Origin of the sequence: Vibrio sp. NFR, from assembly GCF_027587095.1 — a bacterium.
Classification (GTDB): Bacteria; Pseudomonadota; Gammaproteobacteria; order Enterobacterales; family Vibrionaceae; genus Vibrio; species Vibrio harveyi.
Window position 1 is genome coordinate 155,089 of record NZ_JAPPTN010000009.1, and the last position, 18,609, is coordinate 173,697.

Annotated in this window: 18 protein-coding genes and 1 other RNA gene; 7 read left to right on the top strand and 12 right to left on the bottom strand. The window is 45.7% G+C overall.

Features of this window, described 5'->3' with window-relative positions; genetic code table 11:
* Nucleotides 1–44: 44 nt before the first annotated feature.
* A complete protein-coding gene (locus tag OH463_RS17610) occupies nt 45–401 on the bottom strand; it encodes an RnfH family protein (RefSeq protein ID WP_005447657.1) in 357 nt (118 codons plus the stop codon).
* The gene (locus OH463_RS17615; RefSeq protein ID WP_005447659.1) at nt 391–834 is read right to left on the bottom strand and encodes an SRPBCC family protein; all 444 of its coding nucleotides are present in this window, start codon (nt 832–834) and stop codon (nt 391–393) included. Before OH463_RS17615 ends, OH463_RS17610 begins: the two co-directional genes overlap by 11 nt.
* Before the next feature lie 118 nt (nt 835–952).
* Between OH463_RS17615 and smpB the strand changes: the two genes are divergently transcribed.
* The 6 genes from smpB (at nt 953) to OH463_RS17645 (ending at nt 7,315) form a co-directional block, all read left to right on the top strand.
* The gene (gene smpB, locus OH463_RS17620; RefSeq protein WP_017818907.1) at nt 953–1,438 is read left to right on the top strand and encodes an SsrA-binding protein SmpB; all 486 of its coding nucleotides are present in this window, start codon (nt 953–955) and stop codon (nt 1,436–1,438) included.
* Between the two features lie 68 nt (nt 1,439–1,506).
* Nucleotides 1,507–1,874, top strand: a transfer-messenger RNA (tmRNA) gene (ssrA, locus tag OH463_RS17625).
* A 137-nt stretch (nt 1,875–2,011) separates the two neighbouring features.
* Entirely contained in the window at nt 2,012–2,905 is an 894-nt protein-coding gene (locus tag OH463_RS17630; protein WP_085320056.1) for a LysR family transcriptional regulator, read from the top strand.
* Between the two features lie 99 nt (nt 2,906–3,004).
* Entirely contained in the window at nt 3,005–5,047 is a 2,043-nt protein-coding gene (locus OH463_RS17635) for an FUSC family protein (RefSeq protein ID WP_045488597.1), read from the top strand.
* Between the two features lie 145 nt (nt 5,048–5,192).
* Nucleotides 5,193–5,768: a DedA family protein gene (locus OH463_RS17640; protein WP_026000144.1), complete on the top strand. Its 576-nt coding sequence runs from the start codon at nt 5,193–5,195 to the stop codon at nt 5,766–5,768.
* Between the two features lie 179 nt (nt 5,769–5,947).
* Nucleotides 5,948–7,315: a Na+/H+ antiporter NhaC family protein gene (locus OH463_RS17645; protein WP_269991820.1), complete on the top strand. Its 1,368-nt coding sequence runs from the start codon at nt 5,948–5,950 to the stop codon at nt 7,313–7,315.
* Nucleotides 7,316–7,492: 177 nt separating this feature from the next.
* Here OH463_RS17645 and OH463_RS17650 read toward each other — a convergent pair whose 3' ends face one another.
* Both OH463_RS17650 and OH463_RS17655 read right to left on the bottom strand, forming a co-directional pair.
* Entirely contained in the window at nt 7,493–8,338 is an 846-nt protein-coding gene (locus OH463_RS17650) for a 3-keto-5-aminohexanoate cleavage protein (protein WP_269991822.1), read from the bottom strand.
* Nucleotides 8,332–9,660 (bottom strand): aspartate aminotransferase family protein, encoded by a 1,329-nt coding sequence (locus OH463_RS17655; RefSeq protein ID WP_050932361.1) that lies wholly within the window; start codon nt 9,658–9,660, stop codon nt 8,332–8,334. The genes OH463_RS17650 and OH463_RS17655 overlap by 7 nt, the downstream gene beginning before the upstream one ends.
* Before the next feature lie 203 nt (nt 9,661–9,863).
* Between OH463_RS17655 and OH463_RS17660 the strand changes: the two genes are divergently transcribed.
* The gene (locus tag OH463_RS17660) at nt 9,864–10,250 is read left to right on the top strand and encodes a hypothetical protein (RefSeq protein ID WP_226982055.1); all 387 of its coding nucleotides are present in this window, start codon (nt 9,864–9,866) and stop codon (nt 10,248–10,250) included.
* Nucleotides 10,251–10,269: 19 nt separating this feature from the next.
* Here OH463_RS17660 and sufE read toward each other — a convergent pair whose 3' ends face one another.
* The 8 genes from sufE to OH463_RS17700 form a co-directional block, all read right to left on the bottom strand.
* Entirely contained in the window at nt 10,270–10,677 is a 408-nt protein-coding gene (sufE, locus tag OH463_RS17665) for a cysteine desulfuration protein SufE (RefSeq protein WP_005447670.1), read from the bottom strand.
* Between the two features lie 13 nt (nt 10,678–10,690).
* Nucleotides 10,691–11,914 (bottom strand): cysteine desulfurase SufS, encoded by a 1,224-nt coding sequence (gene sufS, locus OH463_RS17670; protein ID WP_038898490.1) that lies wholly within the window; start codon nt 11,912–11,914, stop codon nt 10,691–10,693.
* Complete coding sequence (sufD, locus tag OH463_RS17675) at nt 11,911–13,191, bottom strand: Fe-S cluster assembly protein SufD (protein WP_269991828.1); 1,281 nt, start codon at nt 13,189–13,191, stop codon at nt 11,911–11,913. Before sufD ends, sufS begins: the two co-directional genes overlap by 4 nt.
* Nucleotides 13,166–13,912: a Fe-S cluster assembly ATPase SufC gene (sufC, locus tag OH463_RS17680; RefSeq protein ID WP_005447675.1), complete on the bottom strand. Its 747-nt coding sequence runs from the start codon at nt 13,910–13,912 to the stop codon at nt 13,166–13,168. Before sufC ends, sufD begins: the two co-directional genes overlap by 26 nt.
* Nucleotides 13,913–13,918: 6 nt before the next feature.
* Nucleotides 13,919–15,394 carry a Fe-S cluster assembly protein SufB gene (sufB, locus tag OH463_RS17685; protein WP_101904192.1) on the bottom strand — a complete coding sequence of 492 codons (1,476 nt, stop codon included), beginning with the start codon at nt 15,392–15,394 and terminating at the stop codon, nt 13,919–13,921.
* A gap of 48 nt (nt 15,395–15,442) precedes the next feature.
* Entirely contained in the window at nt 15,443–15,814 is a 372-nt protein-coding gene (gene sufA / locus OH463_RS17690; RefSeq protein WP_069218992.1) for a Fe-S cluster assembly scaffold SufA, read from the bottom strand.
* A 227-nt stretch (nt 15,815–16,041) separates the two neighbouring features.
* Nucleotides 16,042–17,310, bottom strand: coding sequence for an O-acetylhomoserine aminocarboxypropyltransferase/cysteine synthase family protein (locus OH463_RS17695; RefSeq protein WP_009697684.1), 1,269 nt, complete (start codon nt 17,308–17,310; stop codon nt 16,042–16,044).
* Between the two features lie 155 nt (nt 17,311–17,465).
* The gene (locus tag OH463_RS17700) at nt 17,466–18,608 is read right to left on the bottom strand and encodes a lipase family protein (RefSeq protein ID WP_026138334.1); all 1,143 of its coding nucleotides are present in this window, start codon (nt 18,606–18,608) and stop codon (nt 17,466–17,468) included.
* Nucleotide 18,609 lies beyond the last annotated feature (1 nt).

Here is an 18,609-nt window from a genome sequence, read left to right on the forward strand (position 1 = left end):
AACAACACCTCCCAATTGGGAGGTGTTGTTCGTAATCAAAAGCATTATTCCTCAGCTTTTCTCAAAGCATTGGGCTTACCGCCTGTCACAGGGTCTGCACTACCAGCGGCTTTTGCTTGCTCCGCTCGTTTACGACGAATCTCTTTTGGATCTGCCAATAGTGGGCGGTAAATCTCGATACGGTCTTTGTCGCGTACCGTTGCATCTAATCGCACGTTACGGCTGTAAACACCGACTTTATTCTTCTTCAAATCAATCTCAGGGTATAGCTCAAGCACACCCGACTGGCGGATAATATCTTCAACCGTTGCTTGATTGTTTACCACCAAATTGAATACACGCTGCTCTTGAGGAAGCGCATAAACCACTTCCACGTGAATCATGTCCGACTCAATACTCATAGCACTCGTACACCTGTTTCGCGCGTTTGGTAAAAGCATTCACCATGTTATTGGTTAGCTCATTAAAAATCTTGCCGAAAGCCATTTCGATCATCTTGCTTGAGAATTCAAACTCAAGCTTCAGTTCCACTTTACACGCCTGCTCATCCAAAGCAGTGAAGATCCAACCACCACGCAGTGTCTTAAATGGACCATCGACCAAATTCATCATGATCGCTTGACCCGGAATAATCTCGTTAGAGGTTGTAAATGTCTTACTGATACCTGCTTTTGCTACATCGACAGAAGCCACCATACCATCGTCCGAAGACTCAATGATTCGTGAACCTGAACAACCAGGTAGAAACTCAGGATACTTAGAAACATCATTGACCAGATCGAACATCTGCTCTGCACTAAAAGACACCAAGGCAGAACGGCTGATTTGCTTCATACACACTCCTATCGATACGCGTACATGTTTAAGGCTTGTGCCAATTCTACTTTTATTCCACGATAGCGCAAATAAAAGGATTTCCTAACCCATATCCAACCCGTATAATGAGTCCATTATGGTAAAGAAAAAATCAAAGCAAAAAGCGGGTAGCAACACTATCGCGCTGAATAAAAAAGCTCGCCACGAATACTTCATTGACGATGAAATTGAAGCAGGCTTGGAGCTACAAGGCTGGGAAGTGAAAGCACTTCGCCAAGGTAAAGCCAATATCGCTGAAAGCTACGTTTTCATGCGTGACGGAGAAGCTTTTGTCAGCGGAATGACCATCACGCCTCTTAACCAAGCTTCTACTCACGTTGTCGCAAACCCTACACGTGTGCGCAAACTATTGATGAGTCGTCGTGAACTCGACAACCTTCTTGGTCGCATCAACCGTGAAGGTATGACGCTAACCGCATTGTCACTGTACTGGTCTCGCTCTTGGGTGAAGATCAAAATCGGTGTTGCGAAAGGTAAAAAACTTCACGACAAACGTACCGATCTGAAAGAAAAAGACTGGGCTCGTGAAAAAGCACGCGTGATGAAGAGTTCACTGCGTTAAACTTGACCACTTAGACGCATAGTACTGGACAGCTTAGGCTTTTCTGTTACTATGCCGATATTACCTCTGGGGCTGATTTAGGATTCGACGGGAATTCAGAAGTCTGAGGTGCATGCCGAGGTGCGGTAGGCCTCGTTAACAAACCGCAAAAAAATAGTCGCAAACGACGAAAACTACGCACTAGCAGCTTAATAACCTGCTCAGAGCTCTCTCGCCCTAGCTTCCGCACGTAAGACGGGGACCAACGAGGGATCAAACCCAAACGCGCTAGCCCGGATTCTCCCGCCTGAGAGATGAACGGCGAATTTTAATTCAGGATAGTCATTCATTAGCGTGTCGGTTCGCAGGTGGGTGGTGAATTTAAAGATCGACTAAGCATGTAGTACCAATGATGAAAGGTTTTCGGACGCGGGTTCAACTCCCGCCAGCTCCACCAAACGTTTGGAAAGGGCCAACTCGAAAGGGTTGGCCCTTTTTGTATCTGCGATTCGTGTTTCCCCTCAACTCATTGCTTTGATTCCTAGCCAAAATCTCTTAGTCTGTGGTTAAGCATTCATCAATGGACATGAGTTTATGCTAAAAGGCAGTGAGTACCCTTCTATTCGTGCGCTGCGAACCTTTGTTGCAGTTGCTAACCATCTGAGTTTTTCTAAAGCGGCAGAGAGTTTGTGCGTAACTCAAGGTGCCGTGAGCAAACAAATTGCGACGTTAGAGCAACTGGTTGGGTTACCTTTGATTCAGCGTGGTATCAATGGTATTGAGCTCAGCGAAGAAGGAAAACGTTACTTGCCCAAGGTGACCGAAGCGTTGGAGATCATCCAACATGCGACGGCGAGCTTAATTCAAACCGATACAGAGCAAGAGTTACTGGTGGTCGATGTTACGCCTTCTTTCGCCAGTTTGTGGTTGGTGCCAAACATTGATGAATTCCATCAAATCCATCCTGACATCCGCGTTAAAGTTCGCACCAGTGATGGTCCAATAAATCAGTTGGATGTAAACAGCGACATCACCATCCGTTGCCTTCCTCTCTCTAGTCACTACGAACATGGTCGATTGCTGCGTCAAGAAACGTTGCTGCTAACGGGCTCATCTAGTTCTTCAACGTGTAACGACAAACAATCCATTACGGATTTCGCTTTTATTCCTCAAACAACGCGCCCGCAGTTGTGGGAGCAGTTCAAACTAGAGCAATCTCTGCAAAGCGCGATTCATTATCACCCTGTCGGTCATGAGCATTTCTATCTCTCTTATGAAGCGGTAAAGCTTGGTAAAGGTCTTGCCCTCCTGCCTGATTTTATGGTGCAACAGGCGATGTCGAGAGATGAGGTCTACCACATCCAACAATTGCGTATGCATAGCCATTATGGCTATTACGTATTTGTGCCGAACTACCGTCTAGCGGCGCGAAAAGTCTCACTGTTCAATGATTGGCTATTTAGTCAACTTGGAGAAGGCGTCGGTTAGATAACGACTCTGCTTCAATTTTTCAAACTGTGGTTGAAGCCAGCACATGTAAAGATATTCGCGTTACACTGAAGGGGTTGCCAACTGTAATGAGGGTTTATGACGTTATCTCCTGCCTTTCTGCGTAAAATCTGGTACTCCCCTTCTGTCAACCTTGGTTTGCGTGCCACCAGCGCGATTGTCCTGTTCATGGGATTGGGTGTGCTATTCAACCAAATCAATCTCGCCATGACAGCTTTAATGACCATGCCTGCAGCATTGATCAGCGGTTTAGACACTGCCGGTCCTAGACGCTGGACACGCTTTGCGATTACCGCTTTTACGTGGAGCATTACGCTCGTCATCAGTTATGCTCTGCTGAATATGGGCTTACCGCTGTGGCTAACTTACGGCGCGATGGGAGCAATATTGGCGAGTACAGCAGTGAATGGTCCGTTTTGGGGACGTCTTGGCATGTCGAGCTTGCTGATCGCGGTCGTGAGCTTGTCACTACATAATTCCAGCGCGGTACTTGGTCTCTATCCTATGTTGGTGTTGGGACCACTCACTTTTGCACTGTTCAGTTGGCTTTGGTTTGCCTTATGGAAACATTACGCGCTGCGTGTTTGTCTTTCTGCGATTTACGAGACGCTAGCGGACTACATTCAATATCGCCAAGCTTTCTTACTTGGAAGCGAAACCGATGCTCCGAAACGACGCATCAAATATCAGTTGATTGAACTGTTCCAACAAGCGCTGCAATCAGAATCTTTTCGCTCGAAACATGAAGATGCCAACTCTCTACGTCAGGCTTTGTTTTTGGCGCTCGATACATTTGAAGTCGTCTTGAGCAGCCATACCAGCAACCCTGATCTGCTTAAGCAATTTCAATCCAGTAAACCGAAACGAGATCTGCTCTTGGTTTGGAGCCAACACTGCCAGCAAAGATTAAGACACAAAGCCAAGCAGCTTTTACATAACACGCATGAAGAGATGAAACACTTGAGCTCACTAGAGCAGGAAGCCCATGATTTGATTGAGGCGGTGAAGCTAGAAGACCAACCTCGCTTTCGCTACTGGGCATACGCGGTAAAGCATATTTCTCGTCGTATTGAGCTCAATGAGCCCGCTTATGAACGCTCCTTTGAAGTGCAACCATTCGAGCTGTCTTTTCGTTTGCCAAGTCGAGGCAACCCGATTTGGCGCCATGTGACTCGCGTTGGTTTGATGTTTGCTCTTGGAGCTGGGATTGCTGAATACTTTGAATTGATTCGCCCGGATTGGGTGTTGATTTCCATGTTGATGGTCATTCAACCGAGTTTCTTGGCAACCCGAAGTAAAACTTGGCAACGCTGTTTGGGCACGGCACTTGGGGTACTCTTCGCCACCTCCTTGATTCATCTTGGCGTACCAACGACCATCTTGTTTGTATTAATCGCGGTCCTATTACCCATCGCAATGCTTAATATTATGCGCCATTACTCGCTGGCGATTGGCTGTATTACCGCGCTGTTGATTTTGGTTTATCAAACCATGGCACACCAGGGGCTCGACTTTGCCGCTCCGCGCTTGATCGACAATGTCGTCGGTGGCGCAATTGTCCTACTTGGTTATGGATTATTGTGGCCGCAGTGGCGAGGTAAGGAGATTCATACCCAAGCATTAAAAGCGCTCGATAGTTCAAAAAGCTTATTTGTGTATTGCTATGAGCAGTTACAAGTCGACACAGAGCAACGTGATCACATGGCGCTCACTAAGCAACGTGCCGCCATGCTCACAGCAGAAAGCGATCTTGAACTGATTTACAACGAGATGCAGCAAGAGCCAAGGCACACTCGCGCCGATCCGCATTATTATGAAGATATGTTGAGCCATTATCGCTTGTTGAGTCACTACCTCTGCTTGCTGATCCCTCTAGTGAGAGCGGGCACCCATTACCAAGGTTCATTGCAAGTAGAACGCCTGATTCATGATGCGATGGATGCGTTGATCAGTACGATTCGTGACAATCGCGTGCATGAGCTGCCAGCACTGAGCAATAAAACCGATGCCAATCATCCCTCCTCGACCGCAGGACAGCGCTCTGTCGAAGAGATCATCTGGTTAGCATTGATGACGATTAAGCAAATGCACGACTTAGTAAGGCGTAACCTAAAAGACTAAATACGCGCCACTATTATCAACGGAATGTCAGATTTGACTATTTGAGAACAACGTCGATTGACCAAGCTAACTAACAGGAGTATCACTCCAGCTTCGTTCCACTTTGGTTAGAGGAAAGCATTTGGAACACATTAATGATTTACTGATGGCGATGAAGCCGCTGCTTGAGCAATATGGCTATCTCGCCCTTATCGTCAGCATCTTTCTTGAAGGTATTGGCATTCCGATGCCGGGGCAATCGCTGATGATTGCGGCGTCTATCATCTCATCTGAGCATGTCATGAACCTTAGCCTAGTGATGATAGTCTCTTGGTTGAGTTGCTTTTTTGGCAACACGTGCGGCTACCTGATTGGCTATCACTTTGAAGGTTGGTTAGACAAGAAAGGCTATATTTCTGGCCCAAAAATGCAGAAGCTACAAAATACAATTCAGAAGTATGGTCCTGCTTGCTTGGTTGTCAGCCGCTTTATTGAAGGAATGAAACAGTTTATGCCGCTTGCTTGTGGCATTGCTAAGATGTCGCGTAAAGAGTTCTTATTGGGCAACGCCCTTGCAACCACCATTTGGGTTGCCGTGTTCAGTTTGCTCACTAACTTTGCGTTTGAGCATCTAAGCGTTCTCAGCCAGTTCTATACCGAGCATCGCTACGTGGTTTGGTCGAGCGCAGCGTTGTTGTTCTCACTGATGATCTTCGCGCTCCTCAAACGAAAAAAAGCATAAATACTCTACACAAGTAAAATTCTACAAAGGCTCACAGTATCAATAAGATATGTTATGTGAGCCTTTTTTCTTGGTCTTTTCGATTAAAAATAACCAGCCATTTAGACGTCTAGACGTTGACAAGTCTTTAGTGTCAGATTAGTCTGCTCGCCTTATTTGTTGATTATGTTGTCGTTCACATGTCTGGTTCTAAAAATTCTAATAAAGCAATCGCACCATCAGCGGTCGCACTTTTACCTTTAGTGCTATTCCTTGCGCTGTTTATTGGCGTGGGCACTTACTTATCCTTGCAAGGCGTTGATTTCGCCTTCTACCAACTGCCAGCGCCTATCGCGGTATTGCCTGCTGTGATCCTTGCGCTCATCCTAAGCAAAGACAAACTCAATCGCTCTATCGAACACTTTATGCGTGGCGTTGGTCATCAAGACATCATCGCGATGTGTATGATCTACCTGCTTGCCGGTGCCTTTGCTGCAGTTGCAAAAGCGTCTGGCGGCGTAGATGCGACAGTTAACCTTGGTCTATCTGCGATTCCAACCAGCATGATCTTGCCAGGTATCTTCCTGATTTCTGCATTTATTGCGACAGCGATGGGCACCTCAATGGGCACCATCGCAGCAGTTGCGCCTGTTGCTCTGGGCATTGCTCAATCAGCAGGTATGAGTCTTCCATTGACTGCTGGTGTAGTGCTTAGCGGCGCAATGTTTGGTGATAACCTTTCGATCATCTCAGACACCACCATTGCGGCAACCCGTTCTCAAGGCTGTGAGATGAAGGACAAATTCAAAGAGAACATCCGTATCGCACTACCAGCAGCACTGGTTGCGCTTGTGATCTTCGCCTTCAACAGCACAGCGACTCAAGTACCAGAAACCGGTCCTATTGAATGGTTGAAAGTGCTGCCATATGTGACGATTCTTATCCTTGCTGTATCAGGCATGAATGTGTTTGTCGTGCTTACTATTGGTATCGTTTTGGCAGGCGGCGTGAGCTTGTCTTCTATCGATGATTACGGTCTAACCAACTTCGCGCAAGACATCTACTCTGGCTTTGGCAACATGCAAGAGATCTTCCTGCTATCCATGCTGATTGGTGGTCTGAGTGAGCTTATGCGTCGCCAAGGCGGTCTCGCGTTTCTAACTAACCTAGTGAGCGGCATCATCCGTACGTTTGGCTCTAGCCACTCGAAAGAAGCAAATGGTCGTGCAAGTGAGCTCGGTATTGCTGGTCTGGTTTCGATGGTGAATACCTGTACCGCCAACAACACCGTTGCCATCATCGTATCAGGTAGCGTGGCTCGTCAGCTGGCAGAAGAGAACAACGTTTCACCGCGTCGCTCTGCAAGTTTGTTGGACATTTTCTCGTGTGTTATCCAAGGTGTATTGCCATACGGTGCGCAAGTTCTGCTATTGGGTTCGGTATTTAACCTTTCTCCACTAGAAGTTGTCACGAACTCTTATTACTGTTTCGCGCTTGCAATTGCAGCTATCGTGGCGGTGTTTATCAAGCATCCGGCACGTCAGCCTGTCCCTCAGACTGAAAGCTAAAATTAACTTTGAAGAAGGGCTCCGATTGGAGCCTTTTTTGTGTCTTAAGAAAAGAAGCGATTCCCTACTCGCACCTTCGCCGCTCTAGATAATGACGCTATGTAAAACCAAGCATCAACCAAGGCTAACTCCGTCACTCTCGAGAAGGAGGAACGACTGAGTCGGGAATCTCTCAAATCAACTACCACTCAGGCTAAGGCGAAAACTCTCCGCATCATGCAGGGGCACATCGAGCAATTCACAAATCTCTTTCAATCGCCGAACTTGCTCTGCATTGCTTTTCGCGAGCTGACCATCCGAACTCAAATGGTTGTTCTCAAAGCCTACCCGAACATCCAATCCCAGTAACATTGCATGGGTTAAACAGTCTTGCTCTCTCGCGCCAAACGCGCACACGGCACATCTAACGTTCTCTTCGATAAAGCGCTCCAAATGCAGTGCCCGTAAATCCCATGGCGAAGATTGTTGAGCCTCATGATATCGACCAAGTACCACTAACGCGTGTTGGTTTTGCTTTGGTAAAACGCCTCGCTCTCTTAGGGAGAAATAGCGCTCGATGTCTGCCTGATCATACAAAATGATTTGGCTGAGAATGCCCTGATCAGCGACCCAATCAAAAAAGATAAGACCTAGCTCCTCACTCTGCTCATCAGGAATCAGTTCACGCAAAGCAAAAGAGGCGGCTTCTGGTTTTACCGCTTTGATCAGCGCCATTTGCTGTTGTGGTGAATACATACCAACAGCCTCAGTTGTGAGCTGAACTATCATCGAATTCCCAACCGCAGCTTTCACCGCGTGGTAGATTTCTAAGTTGTCATCAACCTCTAGAGAATGCCTGCCTTGCACATCTCTCGCGTGCAAATGGATCATGGTAGACCCTGCCGTTTGACATGCTTTCGCCTCGGCAACCATTTCTTCAGTATTCATCGGCAATTGAGCATGGTCTTGCTTGGTTTTTTTCGCTCCATTAGGCGCAACAATAATCGCGATTCGAGCTCTTTCTATTGGGGAATTTATTACCATGTTTTCGACACCTCTCTGAGTGTACGAGTGAGCTTTTCTACCAGCTCGTCGATGTGGCTTCGTTCGATGATAAAAGGCGGTGCAAGCAGGATATGATGCCCATTGACACCATCAATCGTGCCCCCCATTGGATAGCACATCAGTCCATTTTTCATCGCTTGATGTTTGATCTTTTTGTCTGCCAAAATTGAATTAGGCAGAGGGATTTTACTTACTTTGTCTGCCACAAGTTCAATGCCAAGAAACAGCCCTTTACCACGAATATCCCCAATATACGGGAAGTCTGAAAGTGCTGACTCGAGTTCTCTTTTTAACATTGCTCCTTGTTGGTTGACGGCTTGCAGGAGCTTTTGGTCACCGATGGTCTGAATGGTTGCAACGGCAGCTGCGCATGCGACGGGATGCGCCATAAAAGTATGCCCATGTTGAAAGAAGCCACTACCAGACGCGATTGCTTGATAGACTCTGTCATTGGCAACAACGGCTCCGATAGGTTGATAACCCGCACCTAATCCTTTCGCCATGCAAACTAAATCTGGGACGGCTTGCTCTTGTTCAAAAGCAAAAAAGCTACCGCTACGTCCAACGCCACACATCACCTCATCCATGATCAGCAACACATCATAGCGATCGCAAATCTCTCGTATTCGTTTGAAGTAACCTAGAGTGGCAGGTACTGCGCCAGCTGTTGCGCCAACAATCGGCTCTGCAACAAATGCCATGACGTTATCCGAGCCCAGTTCTAAAATTTTAGCTTCAAGTTCATTGGCAGCTCTCAGTGAATAATCGAGCTCTGATTCACCTTCTCTTTGATGACGATAGGCATAGCACGGCGCAATGTGATGGCTTGGGTGCAAAATGGGTTTAAAAGGCTCACGCCGCCATTCGTTACCACCAACAGCCAACGCACCAAGCGTATTACCGTGATAACTTTGCTGGCGAGCAATAAACTGCTTTTTCTCTGGCTTACCACATTCCACAAAGTATTGTCTTGCCATCTTTAGTGCAGATTCAACCGCTTCAGAGCCCCCACTGACTAAGTAGACGTGATTGAATTGCGATGGCATTTGCTGGCAAATCAACTCAGCCAACTGCTCACTTACTTCACTAGTAAAAAAGCCAGTATGAGCAAAAGGTACTTTTTCGATTTGATCGAGCATGGCTTGTTTAACAGCTTGGTGGCTGTGCCCAAGGTTTGATACGGCAGCGCCACCGCAAGCATCGAGATATTGATTACCTTGGCTATCGAACAGATAAACCCCTTCCCCTCTGGCGATAGTAGGCAACTTGGCGTGACAATGGCGGTGAAACACATAAGACATGAGCGTCCCTTCCTCGTGACTATTTGCTAAGCATAGTCAGGAAGGTGCGATTTATACGCAAGGTAAGAAAAGTGCACCGCGATGAGCATTTGGAATAGACCGCTGGAGTAACGATAAAAACGTATAAGAAGCCTTGATTTATAAATGATAATAATTATCATTAAGATCAAGTAACAGATGGAAGGTGTTTTATGGATTGCGTGATGACATGGTTAACTTCAGAGATTGACGACTATAAGGATAGATTACAAACGGCCACTTCAGAGTTCTTTCTTGCAGAGATGAATCTTAATCGTCATGGTCCGTCTGAAAAACGGTTATCAGAGTATTATCATGCGAGTCTCGACGTTGCCCTGACTGCTCGTGATAGCGGTGATGATATGAGTTATCTACTTTGCCTAAAAAAGCTCTACACCAGAATGATGGCTGAATTGAATGACACCAATAACGAGCTTTGCTGCCGCTCCCAATGCAAAGTCTACGCGCTTGATTCACTCAATCTCACTTGTCAACTCTACAAAGGCTATGACGTGATGGACAAAGCCAAGATCCTTCGCACTGACTTTGCCAAACGCTCGTCCATTACCTAACACAGAAGCTCTGCGGAAATCACGCCATCTCTAGCGCTTGAACTTGCTTAAAAATACTCTTAACCATAGCTTCAATGCCTTGGTTTCTGGCCGGAGTTAATTGTTGCTGTAAACCTAACTCAGCAAAAATGCTTTTAATGTTAGTCTCCAACAACTGCTTCGGTGTTTTATCTTGCAATAACAAGCACACCACAGCGACAAGCCCTTTCACTAAAGCCGCGTCGCTGCTACCCAACAATTGCACTTTTCCTTGTTCTACTTGTACCTGAATCCATACTTGGCTTTGACAGCCGTAAATGGCCGTCTGTTCAGTCTGTAACGCTTCTGGTAAACGAGCAAACTTCTCGCCAAGCGAAATGATGTATAAGTACTTATCTTCCCAATCAATACATCGATTGAAGTTTTTAATTAATTGTTTTTGGTCCACTGCTTTCTCTTTCCTATCCGACTAACAAGGTATGGATACGTTTTAGACTAGAAACCAAAACATCAATATCTTGTTGATTATTATATAAAGCAACCGATGCACGACACATCGCAGGTACTTGGTAGTATTTCATCAGAGGTTGAGCGCAATGATGTCCCGTTCGAATCGCAACACCATACTTATCTAAAAAGCTACCCACATCAAAGGCATGCACTTGTGCAAGGTTGAATGACACTACGCCGCAGCGCTCTTGAGGACCATAAATGACAATATCCGGCACCGTCTTTAATTGATCGTAGAGGTAGTCAACCAATGCTTGTTCATAGCAACCAATCGCTTCAAATCCAAGATCGAGCACATAATCAATCGCACACCCCAAACCGATAATGCCTGCAACATTAGGAGTGCCAGCTTCAAAACGCCATGGCGCGTCGTTATAAGTGGTTCCTTGGTAAAGATCGACCTCTTTTATCATCGCGCCGCCACCTTCCCACGGAGGCATAATATCAAGCAGCTCTTTCTTCGCGTATAACACCCCTACCCCTGTCGGACCATAGAGCTTATGCCCTGAAAAGACATAGAAGTCGCAGTCAATTTCTTGTACATCGACCGCTTGGTGCATCACTGCTTGTGCCCCATCTACCAGCACTCGGGTGCCATTCTGATGAGCCAACTCGATGATATTTTTGACCGGATTAATGGTACCAAGCACATTAGAGACGTGGGTGACCGCTAATAAGCGAGTACGCCCAGTCATCAGCGTTTTCAGCGTATCCAAACTCAAGCTTCCATCAAGCTCTAGCGGCCACACCACCACTTTGATCCCGATGTCTTGTTCTAGCATTTGCCAAGGCACGATATTGGCGTGATGCTCCATTTCAGACACGATGATCTCATCGCCTTCCGTCAACTGCGCTTTCGCATAAGCATTCGCAACAAGGTTAATGCCATGCGTGGTTCCATGAACAAAAACCACCTCTTCACGCAGCTTGGCACTAATGAATTGCTGAACCTTATCACGCGCTTGTTCCATCAAGTCTGTCGCATGAGCACTCAAATGATGGATTCCACGATGAACCGCTGCGTTTTCATGTCGATAAAAGGTGTCGACTCGTTCAATCACGACCGATGGTTTATGTGCACTTGCTGCGCTGTCTAAGTAAACCAAAGACTTGTTGTTCACTTCCTGATGTAAGGTTGGAAAGTGTGCTCGTTGCGCTGTTATGGAAGAGCTCATGCATTTACCTCTGCTAGCTTGGACTCTATATGCTGTAAAACCAGCGTACGAATAACGTCAATATCAATCGCCTCTGCGACTTCCGCGGCAAAGGCAAGGGTGATCAATTGTTCAGCTTGGTGCTTTGGCAATCCGCGAGCCTGCAAATAAAACACCTGCTCTTTGCTCAATGCTCCTGTGGTAGTACCGTGACTGCACTTCACGTCGTCCGCATAGATCTCCAGTTGAGGCTTACTGTTGACCTCACACGCTTTACTTAGCAACAAGTTGTGATTGTCCATTTGTCCGTCAGTTTTGAGCGCGTTTGGGGCGACTTTGATCATACCGTTAAATACTGCTTTGCCTTGCTGACTAGCAATAATTTTGTGCAGTTGCTGACTCGTGCAATGCCCTTTGTTGTGTTCAAGATAAGTACGCGTGTCGTACGTTTGCTGATGGCTAGGTAGCGCTAGGCTGTTGATTTCAATCTCTGTATTTTCGCCATTTAACTGGCAGCTGGTGTGGTGGCGCGTCAATTGACCAGAGAGCAAAAAAGTCTGGCTTGATACATTTGCATCTCGTCCAACGAAAAGATCATTGTGAGCAAAATGGTAATGTTCCGCAGAACCCAAGCAGAGCTTGTAATGGGTAAGTTCAGCGTTGTCCGAAACCTCCATCGTAAGCCGCGAACCGGAATAACTTGCTGCCACACGATTGCCATGACAAGCAGAAAGAAGGTGCTCAACAATTTTAACTTCGCTACTTTGTCCGACTTTTAGGTGTACGCGATGATGTGCCATACCACCTTGAGGTCGAGACTCAATTTGCATCAAGTAAATAGGCTTGGCTACGGTATGTTTGGCATCCACCTCAATCAACAAAGTCGTATCGGAAAACGCTTCCGTGAGATGCAAAAAGATTTCTGGTGCAATCGCGGCAGGCAACGCTTGTTTTGCATCACCATTAAGTAAAGAAAGTCGAAATGCCTCGCCATCAATATCACTCAAATTAGGTTGGAACTGACCGTTCACAAATACTAACCTTTCTGCATCCATATCAAGCTTGTAAGCCTGAACGAAAGCCATCGATACATCAGTCTCACGCTGGCTGGAAAAATCAATGGCATCGAAGCCTTCAAGCGAGGTGTATTTCCAATCTTCATGCTGACGAGTCGGTAATCCTTGTGCTAATGCGGCTTGCCAATGGTATTTGGCAACCTCATCTAACGCAGTCAGACGAGGCTTTAAATAGTCACTGAATGGCAATAGACAATTACTCCTCTCCGGTAAGCCAACCATAGCCCTTCTCCTCTAACTCAGCCACCATAGAGAAATCACCCGATTTGATGATTTTTCCTTGATACAGCACGTGCACAAAGTCAGGTTTGATGTAATCAAGAATGCGTTGGTAATGGGTCACAATGATGAAAGAACGCTTGCCGTCTTTTAGGCTATTTACGCCATTAGCAACTTCTTTAAGTGCATCAATATCTAATCCAGAATCGGTCTCGTCCAAAATGCAAAGTTGTGGGTCAAGTACCGCCATTTGCAAGATGTCATTACGCTTCTTTTCTCCGCCAGAAAAGCCGACGTTTACCGAGCGAGAAAGTAAGTCTTTCGGCATATTGAGAAGCTCAATTTTCTCCTCAATTAAATCCGCAAGTTCAAAGCGTTCCAATTCCGGAAGTTCACGGTATTTTCGCACCGCATTCACTGATGCTTGTAAGAAGAGATGGTTACTCACTCCCGGAATTTCGACAGGGTATTGGAATGCCAAGAACACGCCTTCACCTGCACGTTCATCAGGATCTAATTCCAATAAATCCTTGCCGTTGAAATCGACAGATCCATCGGTAATTTCGTAGTCTTCACGTCCCGCGAGCGTGCTTGCCAGCGTGCTTTTACCGGAGCCGTTTGGTCCCATGATGGCGTGAATTTCTCCAGGGTTAATCTGAAGATTGACTCCTTTTAGAATTTCTTGTTCTTCTATTTGGGCTTTTAAGTTGTTAATTGTTAACATTTTTCATTATCCAACGCTGTGTTCTAAGCTGATTGCCAATAATTTTTGTGCTTCTACGGCAAACTCCAGCGGTAATTCGGAAAACACATCCTTACAAAAACCGTTCACAATCATTGAGATCGCATCCTCTTCAGCAATGCCTCGTTGTGAACAGTAAAACAGTTGGTCTTCACCAATTTTGGTTGTGGTTGCTTCATGCTCGACCTGAGCGGAGTTGTTTTTTACTTCAACGTAAGGGAAGGTATGCGCCCCACAATCCGGACCGATGAGCATCGAGTCACATTGAGTGAAATTTCGCGCATTTTCAGCGCTCGGTAAGATCTTCACTAATCCGCGGTAGCTGTTTTCACTGTGCCCAGCGGAGACGCCTTTTGAGATGATGGTGGACTTGGTATTTTTACCGATATGGATCATCTTAGTGCCAGTGTCGGCCAACTGCTTACCCGACGTTAACGCGATGGAATAAAACTCACCGATCGAGTTATCCCCTTGGAGAATGACGCTTGGGTACTTCCATGTAATGGCAGATCCCGTTTCGGATTGAGTCCAAGACATCTTTGAACCACTGCCTTTACACAGCGCTCGCTTGGTCACAAAGTTGAGGATACCGCCGTTGGTATCTTTGCCTGAGAACCAGTTTTGTACGGTCGAATACTTCACGTAAGCATCTTTGAGGACGATCACTTCTACCACTGCAGCATGCAGCTGGTAATTATCATGCGATGGTGCTGAACATCCTTCGATATAGCTGACATAGCTGCCCTCATCAGCAATCAAAATCGTACGTTCAAATTGACCTGTTTTTGCAGCATTGATCCGGAAATAGGTCGAGAGCTCCATAGGACACTCAACACCTTTGGGGATATAAACGAAGGTGCCATCCGACGCAACGGCAGCATTTAGCGCAGCAAAGAAGTTATCTTCTGGCGGGACGACTGTCCCTAGGTACTCTTGTACTAACTCAGGGTACTTGTGAATCGCTTCGCTGAATGAACAAAAAATGATGCCTTTCTCTGCCAATTTTTCACTGTACGTGGTTTTGACCGATACGGAGTCAAAGATTGCATCAACAGCGACTTCGCTTCCCTCACGAACTGGCACACCCAGCAGGTCAAAAGCTTGTTCGACTTCTTTAGTCAAAAACTCCGGGTCTTGCGATACTTCATCGCCAGCACAAGTATCATCGCACTGACCACAAGATGGCGCGGAATAATAGCTATAATCTTGATAGTTAAGCGGGTCGTAGTGCGCTTTTAACCAATGCGGTTCCTCCATGGTTTGCCAAATTCGAAACGCCCGAAGTCGGAACTCCAGCATCCATTCAGGTTCGTTTCTTTTGGCAGAAATCGCACGTACAACATCTTCATTGATGCCTTTTGCTAACTGGTCTGTCGCAATATTGCTGTAGAACCCTTGTTTGTAACTATCATCATCAACCCAAGCTTGAACATCTTCTTGGATCTCAATACCACTTTGTGTCATTGTCGGTACCATTTAAAACCAGCCACTGCCCAAGAGCAGTGCTCGCTTTTACACATTAAAACTTTCACCACAACCACAAGCACTTTGTACTTTAGGGTTGTTGTACTGGAACATCTGGTTCAACCCTTGTGAAATGAAGTCCACTTCTGTTCCATCGAGATAAGGCATGGCATCAAGAGGCACAAATAACTTGGCGCCGAGATGCTCATATACAAGATCGTCAGCGATGACTTCTTCCACGGTGGACAGTACATACGCGTAGCCCGCACAACCTGAAGGCTTAATTGTGAGTCGCAAGCCACATAGAGATTCGTCTTTTTCGAGCAGCTTGTTAATTTGATTGGCAGCTTTATCGGTCAGAGTTAGCCCTTGCCAACTGCTGCTTGGATCGAAGCTGTCTACTGAGTTGAGTCCCGACATGACTATTCACCTATTTAAAAACAAACACTGAGAATGATAGTTATTATCATTTATCCATTCAACCATAATGAATTTATGGGATTAAGGCATGCTGCTCGGTCACAATTTGGAATAGAAAACGAAATGGGATTTGAAAAAGAAATAGGGTCTGAAATGAAAGTTGAATATCGACGGTGTCTTCAAAAAGCAGCCCTATCAAAGAGCTGCTTTCACTTTTAATTCAATAATTAAGCATTAAGGGCTTGTTCAAGGTCTACCAAGATGTCATCAATGTGTTCAATACCGACGGACAAGCGAATCATCTCTGGGGATACACCCGCTTGCTTTTGCTCCGCTTCACTCAATTGACGGTGCGTAGTCGACGCCGGATGGCATGCAAGCGATTTTGCGTCACCAATGTTCACTAAACGCTTAAAGATCTTCAATGCATCGTAAAAGCGCACACCAGCTTCATAACCATCTTTCAAGCCAAACGACAATATCGCTGATGGTTTACCTTGCATGTATTTTTCTGCCAATGGATAGAATTCCGAAGTAGGTAAACCCGCGTAGCTTACCCAACTCACTTTCTCGTGCTGGCTTAAGTATTCCGCGACTTTCAGCGCATTTTCGGTATGACGCTCCATACGCAGCGACAGCGTTTCCAGCCCCTGCATCAACATAAAGGCATTCATTGGTGACAAAGCAGAACCAGTATTACGCAAAGGAACGGTGCGAGCACGACCAATAAAAGCCGCCTCACCAAATGCTTCGGTGTAAACCACGCCGTGGTAAGAAGGCTCAGGCTGATTAAATACTGGGAAGCGATCTTTATGCTGTGCCCACGGGAACTTCCCAGAATCAATGATGATGCCACCCAGCGTCGTACCATGCCCACCAACATACTTAGTGAGCGAATGAACCACGATATCGGCACCAAATTCGATTGGCTTGCATAGCACAGGAGTTGCGACCGTATTGTCTACAATCACAGGCACGCCCTGCGCATGAGCCAGTTCGGCAACACGTTCTAGGTCTATGATGTTCCCTGCCGGATTACCGATGCTTTCACAGTAAACCGCTTTGGTATTCTCATCGATAAGCTCAGCAAGACTTTCAGGCTTATCGTCCTTGGCAAAACGCACTTCAATACCTTGGTTTGGCAACATATGCGCAAACAAGGTGTAAGTACCGCCATATAATTGAGGAGTAGAAACGATGTTATCGCCAGCTTGCGCGAGCGTGAGAATAGCGTAGTTAATTGCCGCACTACCTGCACTCACAACCAAACCAGCAATCCCCCCTTCCAACGCTGCCATGCGTTTTTCCAACACGTCATTGGTTGGGTTCATAATACGAGTGTAAATATTGCCCGGAACTTCAAGGTTGAATAAATCCGCACCATGTTGCGCATTATCAAACTCATACGCTACCGTCTGGTAAATCGGTGTCGCTACTGATTTGGTTGTTGGGTCGGTTTCGTAGCCAAAATGGATCGAGAGTGTTTCGTCTTTCATGCATCTTCCTTGAACTATTGAGTGAATGGTTATTCTTTTATATTGCCGATTTTTTCAACAAAGAAAAGCAGTTCAAGTCACAGGGGAGGAACTAGGTTTTAGAAAGGTTTTATTGTAAAACAAAAATCGCCTCGCTTGAGGCGGTTTATAGATGATTAAAAAGTACTTTTAAGTGCAGCTTTAACCGCCTGATTCAATTTGTTTAAAACCAATTCGAATACCCAGCGGATAAATGAATAGGTAAACTTAATCGCGATCTGAGCTCCCTTGCCCGCAAATACCAGCATATGACCAAGTAAGCCTTTTACACGTTCTGCAAATTCACTTGATAATTCTGAGATCTTAACCATTGAACGAGCAATAGCATCATAGATAGTTGAAATCGCCGAGCCTATATTTTGCGCAGCAAAGACTATAGAAGCACACCCCCCATCAATTAACAATGTCAGGATTGCAGCTGAGATTTTGTCTGCCCAAAACTCATTCGGTCTGGTTTCAAGCCGATTGTTATAATTTAAGACTACCCTTTCAAAGGGATAGGCAACCTTCTGGGAATAGATTTTTTCCCAACTCTGAAATTCCGTCAATTGAGCATAACGCTTCATATCATGAGCTTTATGATCTAGACCCTGTTGTCTGCTCGATAAATACTCCGAACCATTGTAAGGAGTGTGATAGAAAGGCCACACAGGAACTTTAGGTACAGGGTCAGCACCATTAACACATCTAAAAATACTATCTAGACGTTGAGTTGCATTCATAGAGAAACTTTTTCCACCTACTCTGGGAGCACCAAATGTATAAAGGTGAACTTTTGCATTAACTTCAGGAAAAGATTTAAGCCAGTTCGCGGCTAAAGTGGCTAAAGCACCACCAAGGCTATGACCCACACAGTGAATATTTAGTAATTTATCTGACTTACTGGTTTTCACGAAAGCTCTAATTTCAGGGACCATAGAATTAAAGGTTCCTTGAAACCCATTGTGTACTAGCTCTCCAGAATGTGTACCTCTATGGTTTGCCGTCATATTCGTCAATGCATCAGCAAGTGTTTTAGTGCCTCGAAAAGAAAGTACGATATCTCTCTTATAAATTTCACTAACCCCTTTACCTACAACGATGAAACCTGAAGTAGGGCGATAAAAAAAGCCTCCAGAAGTTCCTGATATCACGTTGCTAATATCAAACTTAAAGTGGGCCTTTGTGTTTTTTTGTAGAGAAATACTTTTTCTTTTTAATCTTGCTTGATAAGCAAGAGTTGCAATATCTGATGCAATTGTAGGTGATAATACACTCATA